The sequence below is a fragment of the Nocardia sp. NPDC058658 genome, from assembly GCF_042716665.1.
Taxonomy (GTDB): domain Bacteria; phylum Actinomycetota; class Actinomycetes; order Mycobacteriales; family Mycobacteriaceae; genus Nocardia.
This window is the reverse complement of record NZ_JBHXRR010000001.1, coordinates 529,874-550,221: the sequence shown is the minus strand read 5'-3', so window position 1 is coordinate 550,221 and position 20,348 is coordinate 529,874. Positions and strand designations below refer to the sequence as shown.

Annotated in this window: 17 protein-coding genes; 4 read left to right on the top strand and 13 right to left on the bottom strand. The window is 67.2% G+C overall.

The genetic code is table 11. The features are described 5' to 3' along the window. Positions 1-22 precede the first annotated feature (22 nt). Positions 23-2,611 (top strand): LuxR C-terminal-related transcriptional regulator, encoded by a 2,589-nt coding sequence (locus ACFWUP_RS02675; protein WP_379230046.1) that lies wholly within the window; start codon positions 23-25, stop codon positions 2,609-2,611. A 16-nt stretch (positions 2,612-2,627) separates the two neighbouring features. On the opposite strand, the gene ACFWUP_RS02670 is transcribed toward ACFWUP_RS02675, so the two are convergent. Continuing rightward, entirely contained in the window at positions 2,628-3,032 is a 405-nt protein-coding gene (locus tag ACFWUP_RS02670) for a nitroreductase family deazaflavin-dependent oxidoreductase (protein ID WP_379230044.1), read from the bottom strand. A gap of 39 nt (positions 3,033-3,071) precedes the next feature. Here ACFWUP_RS02670 and ACFWUP_RS02665 point away from each other — a divergent pair, with 39 nt between their 5' ends. After that, on the top strand, positions 3,072-3,257 hold the full coding sequence (locus tag ACFWUP_RS02665) for a hypothetical protein (protein ID WP_379230042.1): 186 nt from the start codon (positions 3,072-3,074) through the stop codon (positions 3,255-3,257). A 42-nt stretch (positions 3,258-3,299) separates the two neighbouring features. On the opposite strand, the gene ACFWUP_RS02660 is transcribed toward ACFWUP_RS02665, so the two are convergent. The 3 genes from ACFWUP_RS02660 to ACFWUP_RS02650 form a co-directional block, all read right to left on the bottom strand. Next, a complete protein-coding gene (locus ACFWUP_RS02660) occupies positions 3,300-4,226 on the bottom strand; it encodes a hypothetical protein (RefSeq protein WP_379230040.1) in 927 nt (308 codons plus the stop codon). 702 nt (positions 4,227-4,928) lie between these two features. Next, positions 4,929-5,369, bottom strand: a complete 441-nt coding sequence (locus tag ACFWUP_RS02655; RefSeq protein ID WP_379230038.1) for a DUF2871 domain-containing protein — start codon at positions 5,367-5,369, stop codon at positions 4,929-4,931. A 6-nt stretch (positions 5,370-5,375) separates the two neighbouring features. Next, positions 5,376-6,842, bottom strand: coding sequence for an alpha/beta fold hydrolase (locus ACFWUP_RS02650; RefSeq protein WP_379230036.1), 1,467 nt, complete (start codon positions 6,840-6,842; stop codon positions 5,376-5,378). A gap of 123 nt (positions 6,843-6,965) precedes the next feature. On the opposite strand from ACFWUP_RS02650, the gene ACFWUP_RS02645 reads away from it, so the two are divergent. Further along, positions 6,966-7,859 (top strand): LysR family transcriptional regulator, encoded by an 894-nt coding sequence (locus tag ACFWUP_RS02645; protein WP_379230034.1) that lies wholly within the window; start codon positions 6,966-6,968, stop codon positions 7,857-7,859. A 6-nt stretch (positions 7,860-7,865) separates the two neighbouring features. On the opposite strand, the gene ACFWUP_RS02640 is transcribed toward ACFWUP_RS02645, so the two are convergent. Continuing rightward, a complete protein-coding gene (locus tag ACFWUP_RS02640) occupies positions 7,866-8,027 on the bottom strand; it encodes a hypothetical protein (protein ID WP_379230032.1) in 162 nt (53 codons plus the stop codon). Here ACFWUP_RS02640 and ACFWUP_RS02635 point away from each other — a divergent pair. Further along, positions 7,987-8,151, top strand: a complete 165-nt coding sequence (locus ACFWUP_RS02635) for a helix-turn-helix domain-containing protein (RefSeq protein ID WP_379230932.1) — start codon at positions 7,987-7,989, stop codon at positions 8,149-8,151. The two genes, ACFWUP_RS02640 and ACFWUP_RS02635, sit on opposite strands and share 41 nt — an antisense overlap. A 14-nt stretch (positions 8,152-8,165) precedes the next feature. Here ACFWUP_RS02635 and ACFWUP_RS02630 read toward each other — a convergent pair whose 3' ends face one another. The 8 genes from ACFWUP_RS02630 to ACFWUP_RS02595 all read right to left on the bottom strand — a co-directional run bounded on the left by ACFWUP_RS02630 (position 8,166) and on the right by ACFWUP_RS02595 (position 20,342). After that, complete coding sequence (locus ACFWUP_RS02630) at positions 8,166-9,353, bottom strand: nitrate/nitrite transporter (protein WP_379230030.1); 1,188 nt, start codon at positions 9,351-9,353, stop codon at positions 8,166-8,168. Positions 9,354-9,381: 28 nt separating this feature from the next. Next, the gene (locus ACFWUP_RS02625) at positions 9,382-10,188 is read right to left on the bottom strand and encodes an MIP/aquaporin family protein (protein WP_379230028.1); all 807 of its coding nucleotides are present in this window, start codon (positions 10,186-10,188) and stop codon (positions 9,382-9,384) included. Further along, positions 10,185-11,897, bottom strand: coding sequence for a glycerol-3-phosphate dehydrogenase/oxidase (locus ACFWUP_RS02620; RefSeq protein ID WP_379230026.1), 1,713 nt, complete (start codon positions 11,895-11,897; stop codon positions 10,185-10,187). Before ACFWUP_RS02620 ends, ACFWUP_RS02625 begins: the two co-directional genes overlap by 4 nt. Positions 11,898-11,946: 49 nt before the next feature. Further along, complete coding sequence (gene glpK, locus ACFWUP_RS02615) at positions 11,947-13,464, bottom strand: glycerol kinase GlpK (RefSeq protein WP_379230024.1); 1,518 nt, start codon at positions 13,462-13,464, stop codon at positions 11,947-11,949. 137 nt (positions 13,465-13,601) lie between these two features. Beyond that, a complete protein-coding gene (gene narI / locus ACFWUP_RS02610; RefSeq protein ID WP_379230022.1) occupies positions 13,602-14,324 on the bottom strand; it encodes a respiratory nitrate reductase subunit gamma in 723 nt (240 codons plus the stop codon). Continuing rightward, positions 14,321-14,998, bottom strand: a complete 678-nt coding sequence (gene narJ / locus ACFWUP_RS02605) for a nitrate reductase molybdenum cofactor assembly chaperone (RefSeq protein ID WP_379230020.1) — start codon at positions 14,996-14,998, stop codon at positions 14,321-14,323. The genes narI and narJ overlap by 4 nt, the downstream gene beginning before the upstream one ends. Further along, positions 14,998-16,653: a nitrate reductase subunit beta gene (gene narH / locus ACFWUP_RS02600; RefSeq protein WP_379230018.1), complete on the bottom strand. Its 1,656-nt coding sequence runs from the start codon at positions 16,651-16,653 to the stop codon at positions 14,998-15,000. Before narH ends, narJ begins: the two co-directional genes overlap by 1 nt. Next, positions 16,653-20,342: a nitrate reductase subunit alpha gene (locus ACFWUP_RS02595; RefSeq protein WP_379230017.1), complete on the bottom strand. Its 3,690-nt coding sequence runs from the start codon at positions 20,340-20,342 to the stop codon at positions 16,653-16,655. Before ACFWUP_RS02595 ends, narH begins: the two co-directional genes overlap by 1 nt. Between the last annotated feature and the right edge of the window lie 6 nt (positions 20,343-20,348).

Genomic DNA, 20,348 nt, shown 5'->3' with positions numbered 1-20,348 from the left:
AGCAGACGCGTATAATTCGATGATGATCAGCGCGTGGCCGCTGGTGGGTCGGGACGAAGAACTGCGAACGATCGAGGCCGCGATCCGCGGGAACGGCAACGCCGGACTCGTGCTCGCAGGCGCTGCGGGCGTGGGCAAAACCCGCTTGGCGCGCGATGCCACCGCGACCGGTTCCAGAGTGCATTGGGCCGTGGCCACATCCTCCGCGCGCTGCCTGCCCTTGGGCGCGTTCGCGGACCTGTGTCAGCATCTCGGGTCGGACCCGATGCAACTCGTGCACGAGGTCATCCACGCACTGACCGTCCCCGATCAGCCGGTCGTCGTCGCCGTCGACGACGCGCACCTGCTCGATGAACTCTCGGCCTTCCTGGTCCACCAGCTCGTGGTTCGGAAGCTGGCGACCGTGCTGCTGACGGTGCGCACCGGAATGCCCGCCCCGGACGCGATCACTGCACTGTGGAAGGACCAGGCACTCCCGCTGCTGGAATTGCAGCCGCTCGGTTACGCGGAAATGCAGGCGCTGCTCGAGGTCGTGCTCGACGGCGCCGTCGAGTCCGACAGTGCGCGGCGAATCTGGTCGTTCACGCAGGGCAACGCGCTGTACACGCGCGAGCTGGTCGACAGTGAGCGCGCCGCGAATCGGCTCTACCGCAGTGCGGGACTGTGGATCTGGCACGGGCAGCCGACGGTGTCGCGCACGCTGCGCGAGCTGATCGACACGCGGATGGGAACGTTGTCGGCCGAGGTGGCCGACGTCCTCGACATCGTCGCGCTCGGCGAGCCCCTCGACGCGACGGTGCTGAGCAGGTTGGCGGATTCGCGTGCGATCGAAGCCGCCGAAGCGCAGAGCCTGATCGTGGTCACCGACGACGTTTCGCCCCGAATCCGGTTGGCACACCCGCTTTTCGGTGAGGTCCGTCGGTCCGAGGGCAGCACGCTTCGGCTTCGCCGGTTACGCGGGCTGCTCGCCACCGAACTGCGACACTCGGGCGGTCGCCCCTCCGCGCAGGGGATCGTCGCCAGGGCGGAGCTGACGCTCGAATCCGATCTGCCGCCTGATGCGGCCTTGTTCGGTGCCGCGGCCGACGCCGCGCTCGAGATGCTCGACCCCGTGCTGGCGGTTCGTTTCGCTCAGGCTGCCTGGGAGGCGGGCGGACGGGTCGACCACCGGGTTCTGCATGCGAAGCTGCTGATGCTCGTCGCCCGAGGTCGTTCTGCGGAAACAGCATTCGCGCAGCTGGCGGACTCGGATCTCTCGGAGCGAGACCGGGTGGAAGTGTCCGGTCTGCGGGCGGCCAACCTGGTCTGGATGCTCGGCAGACCCCGTGACGCGAGCGCGGTTCTCGGCGCCGCCGCAGCCGGGCAGGCCGCCACGGTGACGGCCATCCGGGCCTCGGTGGAGTCCGTACTCGGCCGACCACATGCCGCGATCGAGGCCGCCCATTCCGCGTTGCGGTCGACGCGGGTCCCCGAATTCCACACGATGATGGCACTGGGCGCACAGGTGCTGTCCTTCGGCGCGATCGGCCGGATCACCGACGCCGACACCGCTGCTCGCCGTGGATTCGAGTTGGCGGCCCGCTCGGGGGAGACGGCGCATTTCCGGTTCTGGATCGGCGCCCTGCACGCCCGCGCGCTGCGGCTGGCGGGGCTGCTGACCGACAGTGCGGCCGGGGCGGAGCAACTACGGTCCGAGGCGCTCGACGCTCCCGGACTGGCCCGCGTGCAGTCGGTGCTGCTGATCGGGCACGCGGACCTCGGACTCGGTCGCCTCGACACCGCGATCAGAGCACTGCGCGAAGCCCTCGCAGGCGCCACCGCCTACGAGACCACCGACGGACTGCGGGCGGCATGCCTGATGTGGCTGGCCGAAGCCCTCGCTATGACCGGCGACAGCACCGCGGCCGCAGCGGCGCTCACCCAATGCGACTCGATCCGATACCCGGACTTCGCCTTCACGGATACGGCCGTATCCATCGCGCGGGCGTGGACTGCAGCTGCGGAAGGTGCTGTCAGCCAAGCACTCTCGCTGCTGAACGATGCGACCTCCGTGGCGCGCGATCGAGGGCAACTGGCCAACGAAGTGATGTGTCATCAGGCAGCGACCCAGCTGGGCGACTGCTCAGGGGCCGTCCGTCTCGCCGAGCTGACCGAACTCGTGGAAGGACCCCGTGTGCACGCCGCCGCCGCGTACGCCGCCGCCCTCGCGAAGACCGACGGCGAGGCACTGGAAGTGGCGTCGCGATCCTATGAAGCGATGGGCGACGCGATCGCCGCCGCCGACGCAGCCGCACAAGCCTCGATGGCGTACTCACACCAGCAACGCCGCGGTGCCGCCCTGACCGCGCTCGCCACCGCCGGTCGCCTCGCCGCGCAATGCAGAACCGCACTCACCCCGGCGCTACGTGCAGCGTCCTGCCCCGAGCCCCTGACCGGGCGCCAACGCGAAATCGTGGCGTTGGCAGCGCAAGGATTGTCGAATCGCCAGATCGCACAACGCCTTACGGTGTCGGTGCGCACCGTCGAAGGACACCTGTACCGCGCTTCGCAACGCACCGGGGCCGTCACCCGCGACGAACTGGGAAGAATCCTCCACGGCCGCCCTTCGTGATTCTTCGGTCGAGCGATTACGCCGGGCTCAGGCGTATACGAACCAGCACTGGGGCAACCTTGTTCATCGCGAACAGTCGAGGTCCGAGTCTGGCGTTGATGTTGAATCGGCGGAGCTCCGCCGGCGTCAGGTCGGTCACCGTGGCCGTCGCCGACCTCCATCGCCACCAGATCCGCAGCCGGACCCGGGGATCGGCCTGGACATTGCGCACCCAGTCCGCGCGCGTGCCGTGCACCGAGATCAGCGACATGACCTCACCGTCCCACGGTCCGCGCGCCAAAGGGATCCGCCGCGGCTCGCCGGAGGTTCGACCGGTCGTCTCGAGAACCACCCACAGCGGATTGAGCGTAGCCATGAGGATCGCCCCCGGCTTGCCCAACCGCCAGAACCGAAGCACCCCAAGGGGTCTCAACGTGGCCATACAAGGACGGTACCGCCACACACCAAGCGGTCGGCCGTTATGGCAACGGTCAGCGCCGATCGCCGACACGGCATCCCGATGGAAGCCGCCGATAGTCGCACCGCTGAACAGCTCGCGAGTGCCACGCTCGGCCCGACCTCCGATTCCGGCCAGAACCACGTCGTCGGCATCGGCAAGGAGATCGCCACCCTGTTGGTCCCCGATCGACCCCCGGCGGTTCCCTGAACCGTGTGGCGGTTCAGCGTCCGACGTGCGTGCGGGGCGCGATCACGCGCGCGGTCCGAAGAACTCGGCGCGGGCCGCGTCGATGCGTGCTTGGGCCTGGGCGGCGCCCTGGAAACTGACCACGGCCGATCCGCCACCGGCGAGGCCGAGGGCGAGGAGGCCGCCGATCACCGAGAGGAGTTCCGGCTCGGGGAGGATGCCCGTGTTGCTGGTGGGTGCGACCTCGTGGGTGGGAACGGCCGCACCGCCGGCGGGTGCGGGTGCGGGAGTGGCAGGTTGATCACCCGCTCCGCCCGGGGCCGGTGAGCTGGGTGACTCACCAGCTTCGCCGGGCGATCCGCCGGGCGGTGTGGCGCCGCCGGGGGAGTCGCTGCCTGGTGCGCCGCCGGGTTCGGCGGTGTCAAGATCGTCAGCCTCCGGCGCAGGCGGGGGCTGTGCGCCAGGGGCTACGGCTTCGGGGGCAGGTTCCGGGCCAGGTGCCTGCGGCGCGGGCGCATTGCCGGGATTCGGGTTGTTGCCCTGGTTACCGCCACCGTTTCCCTGGTTGCCGTTTCCGTGGCCGGGGTTCTGGTTCCCGTTGTTGCCCTGGTTGCCCCCACCGTTTCCCTGGTTGCCATTTCCGTTTCCCGGGTCCTGGTTCGCGTTGTTGCCTTGGTTACCGCCACCGTTGCCTTGGTTGCCGTTTGCGTTTCCCGGGTTCTGATTCCCGTTGTTGCCTTGGTTACCGCCACCGTTGCCTTGGTTGCCATTGCCGTTTCCCGGGTTCGAGTTCCCCCCGTTCCCGTGGTCACCCGGACCCGCGACAAACCGGACAGCATCGCCATCGCCGAATCCACCGGAACCATCGGAGGACCTCCCGGCGACGGCAATCTCGTGGTCACCGATCCCCGGCTGACCAGCCATCATCCCCCCGTAACCGAGCAGCCCGAAGACACCGGCGGCCCCGGCTACCACGACCGTTCGCTTCATCCGACCGCTTGCCACACGCCCTCCGCCCCGTCCTCGAAAACCCAGCTCACACCATTGCGGTCGGATCGAACTCCTCCAGCGTTACGCACCGCCGCGCCCGAGACCAGAATTCTCGCAGGCACGGACCACACCCGGAGGCGATCCGGACATGCGGCGATCCGCTCCGGGCGGACATCGAAATCAGCCGCTGACCGCGTATCGCTACCTGCCGCTCGGCGCGCCGGCCCGGTGTCGACCGGCGAGTTGATCATCGACACACGTAGGCCACAGGGGCCGCGGCGGTCAGTGTGACGAGCGTCCACGCCAACGGTCGGGGATCGTGGGGTCACGCGATGCCGACCAGCGGCGCGACCAGGTCGACGATGGCGAAATGAGTCAGACCCAGCAGAGCGGAGGCGCTGCCCGCTGACAACGGCGAACAGGCCCCGCCAGGATGTCACCTGCAGCAGGCCGCCGACGAGCGGTGACAAGGTCGGCGCGAGCCCGCTGACCTGCATCAATGTGATGAAGAACCGCGCGGCCGCGGCGCCTTCGTAGGTCGGGCAGCGCGGGGCGGAGAGAGGTCGATCGAGAGCGGCCCGAGGGCTGTCAACGACGCCATTAGCAGCACCAGACCCGACGTGCTCCGCGTGGTGGTGGTCAATAGTGCTGCTCGAGACGAGAATGCCCCTCCCCGCCGAGGGAGGGGCATTCTCGTCTCGCTCAGACAGTTTCGAGTGTCCGTGCCTGCGGTGCGGAGGTTTCGGTGATGCGCTTGCCCAGGGTGATGAAGAAGAAGATCAGGCCCACGGTCAGGATGATGTGGCCTCCTCCGGCGAAATGGGCTGCCAACTCGGGGGTTTCGTGGCCGAGGACTGTTCGCGTACCGCGGATCGTCATCACTGTGACGGTCAAGGCGAGGCCCGCGTTGTAGGTCCAGAAGAACGGGTTGAACAGCTTGCCCGCCGACAGCGTGAACATCTTCTCCAAGGCCAGGACGATCAGGAAGAACAGCATGCCCAGAGCCAGCAGGTGGGTGTGCACGAGTCCCAGCTGGGACTCGCCCTGGAAGTCGTTGAGCTTGGTGATCTCGCGGTAGTACAGGCCGCTGATCAGACCGACGATCATGTAGGTGTGCGCCGCGTAGTAGAGCTTTTTCATCATGGTCCTTCAGTAAGAAACGGTGAAACGCTGACCCACGAAGGAGGCGTTCTGTAGTGCGTCGACGATGGCGCTCGCGTAATCGCCTACGCTGATGCGGCTTTCGCCATCGGCATCGGTGATCGGGGTGTCGCGGGCCTCGGCGCGGTAGGTGCCGGTCGCCTCACCGGGCACCAGGTGTACCGGCGGCGGGCTGGCGTAGGACCAGCGGACCGACGTATCGGACGCACGCAGAATTTCCAGTGCTTCGCCCTGGTCGCGGGCAGTTTCGAGATACTGCGGCGGGAAGTTCGGCGAGTCGACGAAACGTTGACCTGGCGCGTATTCGAGGCTGCCGCCACCGCCGAGGAACACCAGGCGGTCGACGCCCGCGAGGGGCAGTGCCTCGAGCAAGCTCGCCGCGCCACGGGGGACCAGTCGATCCTCGCCCTTGATGGCGGCGACGACAGCATCATGGCCTGCGACAGCATTTTTGACCGAGGCGGGGTCGGTGACGTCCATCGTTGACCGGTCGAGGGCGGTGACCCGCAAGCCGCGGGCGGTGGCCTCGCGGACGACCGCACTGCCGAGGTTGCCACGGGCGCCGATGACAGCGATTATCATGGGCTCCTGATTCAGGTCGTCGATGAAATCGCTGATGAGCGGGGCGATTTCGGGGAGGTTCTCCTCGAGTGCGAAGTGGCCCGTATCGAAGATGTGGATGCCTGCCTCGGGGAGGTCGCGCAGGTAGGCACTCGCGCCTGCCTCGGGAAAGAAGGCGTCGTTGCGGCCCCACAGGATCAAAGCGGGTGGCCGGTGGTCGCGCAACCACTGCTGCCAGACCGGGTAGAGAGCGAGGTTGGTGTGGTAATCCAGTCCCAGCTCGACCTGGGCATCCTTGCGGCCCGGCAGGTCGAGGAAGTGCTGGTCCAGGGTCCAGCCGTCGGGCGCGATGAGCTCGGGATCGGTGGTGCCACCCTCGTATTGGCCGCGCGTGACGGGCAGTTCGAGGATCTGGCGCACATTGTCCGCGCCGCCCGGTACCTCCGGGGTGTTCGCCGTCATGGCGCGGGCGAGGTCGGACAGACCCTCGTCGTAGGCGTTGGAGTTCTGGACGATCAGCCCGGCGATCAGTTCGGGGCGACGGGTCGCCAGGCGCAAACCCACGGGGCCACCGAAGTCGAAGGCGTACAACACAAATCGCGTCAGCCCCACCGCATCGACGAACCCCTCGACGATGTCGGCGAGCCGCTCGAAGCGGTACTCGAAGTCCGCGGGTGCCTCGGTGTGCCCGAACCCCGGGTAGTCGGGGGCGATCAGCCGGTATCGCCCGCCCAGCGCGTCCATGAGCCGCCGGAACTGATGCGAAGCCGACGGAAAACCGTGCAGCAGAAGCAAAGTCGGTGCCCCTTGCGGTCCGGTCTCGCGGTAGAACACCCGCACCCCGTCGACCTCCACGAACCGATGCCTGATGCGCGGAACGCTGACTGCCACCATGGCAAAACCGACCTCTCTGAATGTTTTTCGTAGACGAATCTATGATTGAGCGTTCGCTGGGTGTGATCAACGAGAAATCACCCAACGATCGTTAACCGGCGGGCAAGGATCACGAGGACGACAGTGGAACGAAACGAGATCGAGGCGTTCCTGACGCTGTCGGAGGAACTGCATTTCGGCCGCACCGCCGAACGACTGCGGGTGTCGACGGCGCACGTCAGCAAGACGATCAAGGCGATCGAACGCCAGGTCGGGGTGCCGCTGTTCGAGCGGACCAGCCGCAAGGTCGCGCTCACCGCGGTCGGCATCCAGCTGCGTGAGGAACTGCGCCCCGCCTATGAGCAGGTGCAACGCAGTATGCGCAACGCCAAGCTGGCCGGGCGCGGCATCGCGGGGACGTTGTGGGTGGGCTACTTCGGGTCTGCCGGTGGTCGGTATCTGCTCGAGGTGGGCGAGATCTTCCATGCCCGCTACCCCGAATGCGAGGTGCGGATCGCCGAGATGCAGCTCAGCGACGGGGCGAACCGGCTGCGCTCGGGTGAGGTCGAGGCGCTGCTGTGCTGCTTCCCGATGTGTGAGCCCGACATGGCCATCGGGCCGCCGCTGATCTCCGAGGACAAGATGCTCGCCGTCCCGTCCGGCCACGAGTTCGCGAGCAGGAAGACCCTGTGCCTGGAGGACCTCGCCGAGGTCGAGATGATCCAGAACCCGCCGGAACTCCCGGCCGACTTCGACGAATTCCACCACCCCAAGCGCACCCCCTCCGGCCGTCACATCCGCCCCGGGCCAACGGCGTGCACCTTCCAGGAAATCCTCGCCCTCGTCGGGGCGGGCAAGGGCGCCTACCTCACCACCACCCAGGCGCCGCTGTTCTACCTGCGCCCTGATGTCACCTTCGTCCCCGTCACCGACGCCCCGCCCCTGCAATTCGGCCTCGGCTGGATGACCGCGGGACTCACCCGTAGGGTCGAGGCGCTCGTGCAGGTGGCGGTCGACGCCGGGCAGCGCGCGAGCTGAGCCGCCTCAGGCGCCCTGACCCCGCTCGGCCACATCGGCCCAGCTCTTCAGCCGCTCCGCCTGCACCTGCGGCAGGATCGAGTCACCGTGCGCGGCAACGAGATCGGCGAGGGCGGCGGCCCGGCGGCTGCGTGACACCGACGGTCCGGTCGCCGAGATCGCCCACACAGTGGGCTACACCTCGGAGTTCGCGTTCTCCCGGGCGTTCTCGCGGGAGATCGGCACGGCACCGGGACGGTATCGTCGCGGCGTGGCAGTCCCGGGGCCGGTAGCCGAACTGGTGGCGCGCTAGGGGCCGCCGGTGTGTCAGCTGGTAGCGACGAGTTGCTCGGACTTGTTGTGCTGCTTGGACTTACCGCGCAAGGTCAGGGTGTAGACCAGGGCGGCCGACGCGGTGGCGGCGAGCAGCAGGTAGCCGAGGGTGTAGTCGTGCCAGTGGCTGTAGGTCAGGCCCATGACCAGCGGCGGGAAGTAGCCGCCGAGGCCGCCTGCCGCGCCGACCAGACCGGTCACCGTGCCGACCTTGCTCGGGTCGACCATCTTCGCCAACAGGGCGAACACGCCACCGGTGCCCAGACCCAGGAACAGGGCGGTCAGGACCAGGCTGGCGCCGGCCGCGAGTTCGAGCGGCGGTCCGAACGACAGCACGACCGCCATGGTCGCGGTGCCCGCGAAGGCGATGGCCAGCACCATGACCGGGCCGATCTTGTCCGACAGGATGCCGCCGAGCGGGCGGGCGGCGACGCCGGCCAGGGCGAAGCCCGCGGTGCGCAGGCCCGCGTCGGACTGGGCGAATTCGTAGACGTTGTGCAGGACGGTCGGCAGGTAGGTGGAGAACGCAACGAATCCGCCGAAGGCGACGGCGTAGAGGAACGCGCCCTGCCAGGTGGCCTTCATCTTCAGTGCGGCGCCGATCCGGGGAAGAGCGGGAGCGGTCGCGGGCGTCCAGCTGGGTGCGTCCTTGCTGAACAGGTACATCGCCACACCGGCCACCGCCAGCGCGATCGCGATCAGCACGTGGGTGGTGCCGCGGCCGAACCACTCGACCAGACGCGGGGTGAGTAGCGCCGAGAGCGCGGTGCCACCCATGCCCGCACCGAAGATGCCGGTCGCGAAACCGCGACGGCTGGGCTCGTACCAGTTGTTCACGAACGGGACACCGACGGCGAAGGTGGTGCCCGCGATGCCGAGGAAGAAGCCCCAGAAGAGCAGTGCCCCATAGGAATCGGCCCAACCGACCATCAGGACCGGGATGATGCTGACGAAGCACAGGATCGTGAACATGCGCCGCCCGCCGTACCGGTCGGCGAGGACACCGACGGGGATCCGGCCCAGCGAACCGACCAGGACGGGGGTGGCGACGAGCATGGACTGCTGGCCCGCCGACAGCGAGAGCAGCGTGGTGTAGGAGGTCGAGAGTGGGCCGATGAGATTCCAGGCCCAGAAGGTGATGCCGAAGACGAGGGTCGCCAGGGCAAGATTGCGTGACTTCACTTGAACTCGGTCCTTTCTGCGAGGAGGTCTAGGTGAGGAAGTGGGTGAGCAGGCCCGCGACGGCGCCGCCGAGCAGCGGCCCGCAGACGGGCACCCAGGCGTAACCCCAGTCCGCGTCCTTGCGGGCAGCGGTCACCGGCGAGCGGAAGCGGTCGGGGATTGAGACCGGCGAACCGACGGTGACGAGCGCGCGTGGCGACACCCGGCTGGTGGGCAGCAGGGCGTAGGCCAGGCGCGGGGCCAGGTCGCGGGCGGGGTTGATCGCGTACCCGGTGGGTCCGCCGAGCGACGCGCCGATGCCGACGACCACCAGTGCCGCGGCGAGTGGGCCGAGACCGCTGGGTGTGTGACCGAAGGACAGGATCACCAGGACCAGCGCGAACGTCGCGATCGCCTCGGTGACGAAGTTCCAGCGATGCGAGCGGATAGCGGGGCCGGTGGCGAAGACAGCGAGCTTGGTCGCCTCATCGGGTTCGGCATCGAAATGCTGCTTGTAGACCGCGAACGCGGCGCACGCACCGAGGAACGCGCCGGCGAACTGCCCGATCAGATACGCTGCGGTGGTAGCGATCGTCACCGGGATTCCCGGTGCGAATTCGGTTGCGCCACTGGTGATCATGCCGATGGTCACGGCGGGGTTGAGGTGGCCGCCGGTCTTGTAGGCGGCGTACACACCGGCGAAGACGCCGAGGCCCCAGCCGAAGGTGATCAGCAGCCAACCACCGTTGATGCCCTTGGATTTCCGCAGCGACACATTGGCGACGACGCCGGCACCGAGCAGCAGCAGGATGCTGGTGCCCAGCGCCTCGCTGACGAAAATCGAACAGAGGCTCATAGCCAGCGCGCGGTGACCAGACGGGCCGCGTTGGCGGAGGCGTCGGTGGTGGCCTCATTGGCCGCCAATTCCGCGTGTACTCGGTCGAAGTAGGCATTGACCTCGTCGTCGACACGGTCGTCGTCCCAGCCGAGCGGCCCCGCGACCAACCGGCCGATGTCCTGGGCGGCGGTCAGGCCGCGGTCGGGCACTTCGATCGAGATGCGGGTGCGGCGGGTGAGCAGGTCGTCCAGGTGCAGGACACCTTCGCTGGTTGCCGCGTAAACAACCTCGGCCGCAATGTAATTCGGTGCGCCCTCGATCGGGCGGGCCAGGCTCGGGTCGGCCGCGACGAGGTCGAACAGTTCGGTGATCAGTGAGCCGTAGCGGCCGAGCAGATGCTCGATCACCTCGGTCGACAATCCGGCCCGTTCCACCAAACCCTCGGGGTCCGACAGCAGGGTCGCCCGCAATTCGTAGTAGCCCTCGGCGCCGAGGATCGGCATGAACTCGGTCGCCGACGGTGCGACCGGGCGGCCGAGGCGCTGGGCGGCGGCGTCGACCACGTCCTTGGCCATCACCCGGTAGGTGGTGTACTTGCCACCGGCGATCACGAACAGGCCCGGCACGGGTTCGGCGACGGCGTGTTCGCGCGAGAGCTTCGCGGTCTCCTTCGTCGCACCGGTCATCAGCGGGCGCAAGCCGGCGTAGGTTCCGACGATGTCGGCGCGCGTCAGCGGTTCGCGCAGCAGCGAATTGACGTGGTCGAGGATGTACTGCACGTCGGCGGCGCTCGCGGTGGGGTGGTTCTTGTCGAGGGACCATTCGGTGTCGGTGGTGCCGATGATCCAGTGTTCGGCCCACGGGATGACGAACAGCACCGACTTCTCGGTCCGCATGATCAAACCGGTGTCCATGTTCAGGCGCTCGCGCTGCACCATGATGTGCACGCCCTTCGACATCTGTACGTGGAAGGGGAATTCGACGCCGGTCATCTCGATCATGTCGTCGGTCCACACGCCGGTCGCGCTGATCACGGTCTTGGCCTTGATCTGGTGCGTCACACCGGTTTCCAGGTCTTCGACCGTCGCGCCGGTGACGCGCTCGCCCTCGCGGAGCAGGCCGACGACCTTGGTGCGGGTGAGCACGGTGGCGCCCGCGTCGGCGGCGGTGCGGGCCAGCATCATGGTGTGGCGGGCGTCGTCGACCTGGGCGTCGTAGTAGCGGATCGCGCCGGTCATCGCGTCGTCGGTGAGCGCGGGCGCCAGTTCCAGCGCCTTGGTGCGGCTCAGGTGCTTGTGCATCGGGACCGAGCGGGCGCCGCCGAGGGTGTCGTAGAGGGCGATGCCGGCGCCGATGTAGGCGCGCTCCCATACGCGGTGCTGCAGCGGGAACAGGAACGAGACGGGGTGCACGAGGTGCGGGGCGAGCGAATTCAGCAGCAGCCCACGCTCTTTCAAGGCCTCGCGCACCAGCGCGAAGTCCATCTGCTCCAGGTAGCGCAGGCCGCCGTGGATGAGCTTCGACGAACGGCTCGAGGTACCGGCGGCGAAATCGCGGGCCTCGACCATGGTGACGGACAGGCCGCGCGAAGCGGCGTCGAGGGCGGCGCCTGCGCCGGTCACCCCGCCGCCGATGACGAGGACATCGATCTCGGTGTCGTCGAGGGCGGCGATCGCGGCGGCGCGGTAGGCGGGGTCGAGACGGGTGGTGCGGGCATGGCTGGTCATGGGGTGCTCCTCGAGCAGAAGTAAGGGGGAAAGTTATTGGTGGGGTGCGTTATTCGACGTCGACCCAGTCGAGGGTGCGGCCGACCGCGTTTTTCCAGCGGGTGTAGCCGCTGGCTCGCTGCTCGGCGGTCCACGTCGGCTCCCAGTGCCTGCCCTCATGCCAGTTGTCGACGAGTTCGTCGATGTCGGACCAGAATCCGACCGCCAGACCCGCCGCATACGCGGCGCCGAGCGCGGTGGTCTCGGCGACCTCCGGCCGCGATACCGGCACACCGAGGAAATCGGCCTGGATCTGCATCGCCAGCGAATTGGCGGTGACGCCGCCGTCGACGCGCAGCGCGGCCAAGGAGACACCGGAGTCGCGCTGCATCGCTTCGACCACATCGCGGGTCTGGTAGCAGATGGATTCCAGCGTGGCGCGAGCCAGATGCGCGTTGTTGCTGTAGCGAGAAAGCCCGACGATCGCGCCGCGGGCATCGGGACGCCAATACGGGGCGAACAGCCCGGAGAACGCGGGCACGAAGTAGACGCCGCCGGTATCGGGAACCTTGGCCGCCAGATCCTCGATCTGGGAGGCCCCGCCGATGATCCCGAGCTGATCGCGCAGCCACTGCACCGCCGACCCCGTCACCGCGATCGAACCCTCCAGCGCGTACACCGGCTTGTGGTCGTCGAACTGGTAGGCGACGGTGGTCAGCAATCCGTGGGTGGAGTGCACGATCTCGGTGCCGGTATTGAGCACGAGGAAATTGCCGGTGCCGTAGGTGTTCTTCGCTTCGCCGGGACGGAAACACACCTGCCCGACCGTGGCGGCCTGCTGGTCACCCAGCACACCGGTGATCGGCACCTCGCCCTTGAACGGGCCGTCGGGGTTGGTGAAACCGAAGGTCATCGGGTTGGACGAGGGTGCGATCTTCGGCAACATCGCCGCGGGCACATCGAAGAGCGCGAGTAGCTCGGCGTCCCATTCCAGGGTTTCGAGGTTCATCAGCATCGTGCGGGAGGCGTTGGTCGGATCGGTGATGTGCAGACCGCCGTTGATCCCGCCGGTGAGGTTCCAGATCAGCCAGGAGTCGGTGGTGCCGAACAGGGCGTCGCCGCGCTCGGCATCAGCGCGCACACCCTCGACATTGTCGAGGATCCAGCGCAGTTTGCCGCCGGAGAAGTACGGGGCGGGCGGCAGGCCGGTCACCTTGTGCACGAAGTCGGCGTGGCCGGTGCGGTGCAGGTCGGCGATGATCTTGTCGCTGCGGGTGTCCTGCCAGACGATGGCGTTGCCGTAGGGGCGACCGGTGTGGCGGTTCCACACCACGGTGGTCTCGCGCTGGTTGGTGACCCCTACCGTCACCAGGTCACGGTAGGTGAGCCCGGCGCCTGCCAGTGCGCTCTTGATGACGGTACGGGTGCGCTCCCAGATCTCGTCCGGGTTGTGCTCGACCCAGCCGGGCGCGGGCAGGATCTGCTCGTGCTCGAGCTGGTGGCGGGCCACTACGTTGCCACGCCAGTCGAACACCATGAATCGGGTGCTTGTTGTGCCCTGATCGATGGCACCTACGTATTGCGTCATCTGCGGTCCTTTCCGACCGGCTCGTCGTTGAGCCAGGCCGCCCGGCGTAACCCGGGTCCGCATTCGACGTTACGAAGCTATGACGAGACGTACCGCCTACCCCGTTCGACAATGTCGAATTGTGGCGATCCTCATGCTCACCAGCCCTGACGCTCGGGCCGCGACCCCATCAGTTCGTCGGGCTTGGCGGTCGAGCGCGACCGGTAGACGATGTAGGGCCGGTAGAAGTAGCTGATCGGGGCGCTGAAGGCGTGGACGAGGCGGGTGAACGGCCAGATCGCGAACAGGGTCAGCGCGATCAGCACATGGATGTGGAACGACGTCGGCGCTTCGGCCATGAGGTCACCGCGCGGCTGCAGGATCCAGATCGACCGGAACCACGGCGAGACCGTTTCCCGGTAGTTGTGTTCGGGGCCGACCGCGCCGGAGCCGATCAGCGTGGTCGCCAGGCCGGTGATCAAGGCGCAGACCAGGACCAGGTACATGATCTTGTCGTTGAGGGTGGTGGCGGTGAACACCGGTCCGTTGCGGCGGCGGCGGTAGATCAGCAGCGCGAGCCCGACGAGGGTGGAGACACCGGCGATGCTGCCCAGCGCGATGGCCTGGATGTGATAGACGTGCTGGCTCATCCCGATGGCGTCGGTCCAGGATTCGGGGACCACCAGGCCGATGATGTGGCCCACGATCACCACCATCATCCCGTAGTGGAACAGCGGGCTGCCGATGCGCAGCAGCTTGGATTCGTAGAGTTGGGAGGAGCGGGTGGTCCAGCCGAACTTGTCGTAGCGGTAGCGCCACCAGGTGCCGACGATCAGGATCGCCAGACTCACATACGGGATGATGTTCCAGAAGGTGCTCACCTGAGTCCTTTCGCTACAGCGGGTTCCCGATCGTCGGCGCTGCGGCGCGGCGGCACGGTCAGGGTGAACGGGGCCAACCCCACCGATTCGGCGGCAGGGCCGGTGTCGACGAGCCTGCGCGCCCAGCCGAGGTCCTGGTCGGAAGCAGGCGGCAGGGTGGCGGTGACCGCGGCCAATGCCGGGGCGTAGAGGGAGTTCTCGTCTTTCAGCGCCAGGCCGATCGCGTGGATCGCGCGGCGGTTGGCGGTGAGCAGGGCCGCACCGGCGATCGGGTCGACCGTCGCCGCGAATTCCAGGACCACCGGAAGATGGTCGGGAACCTCGCTCGACGGTGGGGTGACACCGGCGTTGCGGTAGGCCTCGGTGAAGGTGAGCATCGCCATGCCGCGGTTACGGGTGTCGCCGTCGGTCCAGTACGTGAGCAGCAGCGTCGCTCGCCTGCGCAGATCGAAGGTATCGACATACTGTTGCGCGGCAGCCCTTTCCGACAGCGCGCGCAGGGCGGCGGCGGTGTCGAGCAACGGGCCCGCCTGCTCGGGCGGCAGGTGGGCACACAACTGTGTGACGAGGTCGAGTCGCTCGTTCTGTTCGGCGTTCGGGTAGGCCAGCAGCAGCGAGGCCGCCTGCCAGGTCAGCCGATGCTCGGCGGTCTTGCGGGCGGTGCGTCCGCGCATCATTTGCCGCCGCCGGGGAACATGCCGTCGGGTGCGCCCTTGCCGTCCCAGTTCAGCAGATTCACCCGGGACGGACTGCTGGCTTCGGCACCGAGCGATTCGCTGGTCTGGCGCTGTTTGAGCGCCTGGAACGTTTCCACCGCGACCGGTACCGGCTTTCCGCTGGTCTCCCCGAACGGGCCGGAGGCCTGCTCGTACATGCCGGGACCGCCGTCGAAGTCGAGCGCGCAGTCGGTCATCGATTCCTCGAGCTGATGCCCCTGATCGGCGTAGGCCGACGGAATCACATACCGGTCTTCGATTTTCGCGAGCGCGAGCAACCGATACATCCGGTACATCTGCTCCTCGGTCATCCCGACGGCCTCCGGAATATGGGCCTGCGGTTCGCGTCCGAGATTGATATCGCGCATGTAGGAGCGCATCGCGGCCAGCTTGCGCAAGACCGCCGCCACCGGTTCGGTATCGCCTGCGGTGAACAATTCGGCCAGGTATTCCAAGGGAATGCGCAGTGATTCGAGCGCGCCGAACAGATTGCCGACGTCTTCGCCGTCGTGACCGTCGCGGCTCACCGCGTCGACCACCGGCGACAGCGGCGGGACATACCAGACCATCGGCAGGGTCCGGTATTCCGGATGCAGCGGCAGCGCCACCCGGAAATCCTTGATCAGCGCGTGGATCGGCGACCGCTGGGCGGCTTCGATCCAGCTGTCCGGAATACCCGAAGCCTTCGCTCCCGCAACAACTTCCGGATCGTTGGGGTCGAGCATCACGTCCAACTGCGCCTCGTAGAGGTCGCGCTCATCGGGCACGGCCGCCGCGTCGAGCACCCGGTCCACGTCGTAGAAGACCAGCCCGATATAGCGCAACCGGCCCACGCAGGTCTCCGCGCACACCGTCGGCAACCCGACCTCCACGCGCGGATAGCAGAATGTGCACTTCTCGGCCTTGCCGGTCTTGTGGTTGAAATACACCTTCTTGTACGGGCACCCGGAAATGCACATGCGCCAGCCGCGGCACTTGTCCTGATCGACGAGCACGATGCCGTCCTCGGTGCGCTTGTAGATCGCCCCCGACGGGCACGACGCGACACACGCCGGGTTCAGGCAGTGCTCGCAGATGCGCGGCAGATAGAACATGAACGTCGACTCGAGATCGGACTTGACCTTCTCGCTCACCTTCGCCAGCACCGGATCGCCGGGCAGGATCTCGGGCGAACCGGCCAGGTCGTCGTCCCAGTTGGCCGACCAGTTGATCTTCATCCGCTCGCCGGTGAGCAGGCTGCGCGGCGCGGCGACCGGGATCTGGTCGCTCAGTGGGGCATTGATCAGGTTCTCGTAGTCGTAGGTCCACGGCTCGTAGTAGTCGTCCATCGACGGCATCTTCGGATTGGCGAAGATATTGGCGAGCTTGGCGAAACGATCACCGCCGAGCAGCCGCAACCGGCCCTTCTTCAGTGTCCAGCCGCCGCGCCACTTCTCCTGATCCTCGTACTGTCGCGGATAGCCCTGTCCCGGACGGGTTTCCACATTGTTGAACCAGACGTATTCGGTGCCGGATCGGTTGGTCCATGCCTGCTTGCAGGTCACCGAACAGGTATGGCAGCCGATGCATTTGTCCAGGTTCATCACCATCGCCAACTGCGCCATGACCTTCATCAGTACGTCACCTCCTGGCTGCGGCGACGCACCACGGTGACTTCGTCGCGTTGATTTCCGGTGGGGCCGAGATAGTTGAACGCGAACGAGGTCTGGGCGTAACCGCCCGCCAGGTGCGTCGGTTTGATCAGGAGCTGGGTGATCGAATTGTGAATGCCGCCACGGGTTCCCGTGGTGTCCGAGAGCGGGACATCGATGGTGCGTTCCTGCGCGTGATAGACGTAGACCACGCCTTCGGGCATGCGCTGGGACACCACCGCCCGGCACACGTACACGCCGTTGCGGTTGAGCGCCTCGACCCAGTCGTTGTCGCGCACACCGATCTTCTCGGCGTCGCCCGGGCTCATCCACATCGTCGGACCGCCGCGCGAGAGCGACAGCATCAGCAGGTTGTCCTGGTATTCGGAGTGGATCGACCATTTCGAGTGCGGGGTCAGATAGCGCAGCGTCAGGCCGACGCCGTTGCGCTCACCGATCGCGGGTTCGCCGAAGAGCTTGCCCATGTCCAGGGGTGGGCGGTAGATCGGGAGTGCTTCGCCGAGTTCTTCGATCCAGTCGTGGTCGACGTAGAAATGCATGCGTCCCGTGAGCGTGTGGAACGGTTTGCCGAATTCGATGTTCTGGGTGAACGGGGCATAGCGACGGCCGCCGGTTTCGCTGCCCGACCATTCCGGGCTGGTGATCACCGGCACCGGACGAGATTGGGTCTCGGCGAACGTGATTCGGCGTTCCTCGCTGCCCTCGGACAGTTCGACCATGTGACAGCCGGTGCGGCGGTCGAGCTCTTTGAAACCCTCCACCGAGAGGCGCCCATTGGACGTGCCCGAGAGCATGAGAATGGTTTCGGCGGCCTTCTCCGCGGTGTCCAACGCGGGCCGACCGACCGCCACGCCCGCGTTCATGACCCCGTGCAAACGGCCGAGTTCGGTGACTTCCTGATCCGGGAAGATGGTGATGCCCTTGGTGGTCAGGCCCAGCTTCTCCACCAGCGGTCCCAGCGCGGTCCACTTCTCGGCGACCGCCGCGTAGTCACGTTCGACCACCGCGATCGGGCCCATCGTCTTGCCGGGCACGGGCACGTCGCCGGTGACCTGCCAATTCGATTGGGTGCCATGGGGATAGGCCATCGCGCCCGGTGTGTCGTGCTGCAGGGTGCCGAGCACCACGTCGGTCCTGGTGCCCAGATGTTGCGCCGCCATCGACGAGAACACCCGGGCGATCGCGCCGAACGCGTCGAAGTCGGACTTGGTTTCCCACGGTGGGTCGATGGCCGGGGTGAAGGCGTTCATGAACGGGTGCATGTCGGTGCTGGACAGGTCGGCCTTCTCGTACCAGGTCGCCGCGGGCAGCACGATGTCGGAGAACAGGGTGGTCGAGGTCATGCGGAAGTCGATCGACATCAGCAGGTCGAGCTTGCCCTCGGGGACCTCGTCGGGGGAGACCACGTCGACCGGGCGGTCTTTCGGCCCGGCGATGTCGTTGCGCACGTTGGAGCTGGTGCCGAGCAGATGCTTCAGGAAGTACTCGTTGCCCTTGGACGAGGAACCGAGCAGATTCGACCGCCAGACACTGAGCACGCGCGGCCAGTTCTTCGGATTGTCGGGATCCTGGACGGCGAATTTCAGTGCACCACTGTGCAATTGGTCCACGGTGTAAGCGACCGGGTCGACCCCTGCCGCCTTCGCCTCGTCGGCCAGTGCCAGTGAGGAGCGGTCGAACTGGGGGTAGAACGGCGTCCAGCCCATCGCCACGCCCGCGCTCATCACGTCCATCGTGTGCTTGTCGCGGAACAGGCCACGACCGGTGGGGGAGGCGAGCACGTCGGCGCGGTAGCCGTCGTAGCGCCACTGGTCGGTATGGGCGTACCAGTAGGAGGTGCCCGCCATCAGCCGCGGCGGGCGCGACCAGTCGGTGCCCATCGCCACGGTCGCCCACCCGGTCACCGGCCTGCACTTCTCCTGGCCGACGTAATGGGCCCAGCCGCCGCCGTTACGGCCCATCGACCCGGTGAGCAACAGCATCGCCAGGATCGCGCGGTAGGTGGCGTCGCCGTGGAACCACTGGCAGATACCGGCACCCATGATGATCATGGAGCGGCCACCGGAATCGACGGCGTTGTCGGCGAACTGGCGGGCGATCCGGATGACCTGCTCGGCGGAAACGCCGGTGATCTGTTCCTGCCAGGCGGGGGTGTAGAGGCTGTCCGAGTCGTCGTAACCGGTGGGCCACGCACCCGGCAGGGGGTCGCGCCCCACGCCGTACTGGGCGAGCATGAGATCGAAGACCGTGCACACCGGCCTGCCGTCGAGGACCATCACCGGCACGCCGCGATCGATCGTCTCGCCGTGGCCGTCGAGGGTGTCGAACCGGGGCAGCGTGACGGTCGCGCTTTGCAGCTGCGCGCCGCGTACGTCGGCCACGCTGAGCACCGGCTGCAGGTCACCCAGTTCCAGGTTCCATTTACCGGCGCCGTCCGGGCCGTAGCGGAAGCCGAGCGAGCCGTGCGGGATCACCGGTCGGCTGGTGACGCCGTCGATGAAGATCGGTTTGAAGGTGGCGTTCTCGTCGGTGCTGCCGAGGTCGGCGGCGGTGAGGTTCTTGCCGGGGACCAGCCTGCCGTCGCGCTCCTCGAGGCTCACCAGGAACGGCAGATCGGTGAACTTCTGCACGTAGTCGACGAAGAACGGTTCGCGCTTACGAACGAAGTACTCGTTGAGAATGACGTGGCCCATCGCCATGGCCATCGCGCCGTCGGTGCCCGCCGCGCACGGCATCCACTCGTCGGCGAACTTGGTGTTGTCGGCGTAGTCGGGGCTGATCGTGACGACCTTGGTGCCGCGATAGCGCACCTCGGCCATCCAGTGCGCGTCCGGTGTGCGGGTCACCGGCACATTCGAACCCCACATGAGCAGGTACGAGGCGTCCCACCAGTCCCCGGATTCGGGGACGTCGGTCTGGTCGCCGAACACCTGCGGTGAGGCCACCGGCAGGTCGGCGTACCAGTCGTAGAAGGAGGTCATCACGCCGCCGAGGAGCTCGATGAAACGCGAACCGGCGGCGAAGGACACCATCGACATGGCCGGGATCGGCGAGAAGCCGGCGACCCGGTCGGGGCCGTACTCCTTGATCGTGTGTACGTGCGCGGCGGCGATCATCTCGACCGCCTCGTCCCAGCTCACCCGCACCAAACCGCCCATGCCCCTGGCCTTTTGGTACTTGCGGCGGCGATCGGAATCGGCCTGGATATCGGCCCAGGCGAGCACCGGGTCGCCCAGTCTGTTCTTGGCTTCGCGATACATCTCGACCAGCAAGCCGCGCGCGTACGGATACCGGACGCGGGTGGGGGAGTAGGTGTACCAGGAGAACGCGGCGCCGCGCGGACAACCACGCGGCTCGTAACCGGGGCGGTCGGGGCCCGCCGACGGATAGTCGACGTCCTGGGCCTCCCAGGTGATGATGTCGTCTTTGACGTAGACCTTCCACGAGCACGAACCGGTGCAGTTCACGCCGTGGGTCGAGCGCACCACCTTGTCGTGGCTCCACCGGTTGCGGTAGAAGATGTCGCCTTCGCGTCCGCCCTTGCGGGTGACGGACCGCAGGTCGGCAGATTCGGTGCCGGGAGTGAAGAACCGGCCGCTCCGCACGAGCAGGTCTTCGACAGGACCGCCGATTCGAGCTCGGTTTGCCACGCACTT

What these genes read in the sequence shown, in the direction of transcription:
- ACFWUP_RS02675 (WP_379230046.1), top strand. Translation starts at nt 23, where the DNA reads ATGATCAGCGCGTGGCCGCTGGTGGGTCGGGACGAAGAACTGCGAACG.
- ACFWUP_RS02670 (WP_379230044.1), bottom strand. Translation starts at nt 3,032, where the DNA reads ATGGCCACGTTGAGACCCCTTGGGGTGCTTCGGTTCTGGCGGTTGGGC.
- ACFWUP_RS02665 (WP_379230042.1), top strand. Translation starts at nt 3,072, where the DNA reads ATGGCAACGGTCAGCGCCGATCGCCGACACGGCATCCCGATGGAAGCC.
- ACFWUP_RS02660 (WP_379230040.1), bottom strand. Translation starts at nt 4,226, where the DNA reads ATGAAGCGAACGGTCGTGGTAGCCGGGGCCGCCGGTGTCTTCGGGCTG.
- ACFWUP_RS02655 (WP_379230038.1), bottom strand. Translation starts at nt 5,369, where the DNA reads ATGATGAAAAAGCTCTACTACGCGGCGCACACCTACATGATCGTCGGT.
- ACFWUP_RS02650 (WP_379230036.1), bottom strand. Translation starts at nt 6,842, where the DNA reads ATGGTGGCAGTCAGCGTTCCGCGCATCAGGCATCGGTTCGTGGAGGTC.
- ACFWUP_RS02625 (WP_379230028.1), bottom strand. Translation starts at nt 10,188, where the DNA reads ATGAGCCTCTGTTCGATTTTCGTCAGCGAGGCGCTGGGCACCAGCATC.
- ACFWUP_RS02620 (WP_379230026.1), bottom strand. Translation starts at nt 11,897, where the DNA reads ATGACCAGCCATGCCCGCACCACCCGTCTCGACCCCGCCTACCGCGCC.
- glpK (WP_379230024.1), bottom strand. Translation starts at nt 13,464, where the DNA reads ATGACGCAATACGTAGGTGCCATCGATCAGGGCACAACAAGCACCCGA.
- narJ (WP_379230020.1), bottom strand. Translation starts at nt 14,998, where the DNA reads ATGCGCGGACGCACCGCCCGCAAGACCGCCGAGCATCGGCTGACCTGG.
- narH (WP_379230018.1), bottom strand. Translation starts at nt 16,653, where the DNA reads ATGAAGGTCATGGCGCAGTTGGCGATGGTGATGAACCTGGACAAATGC.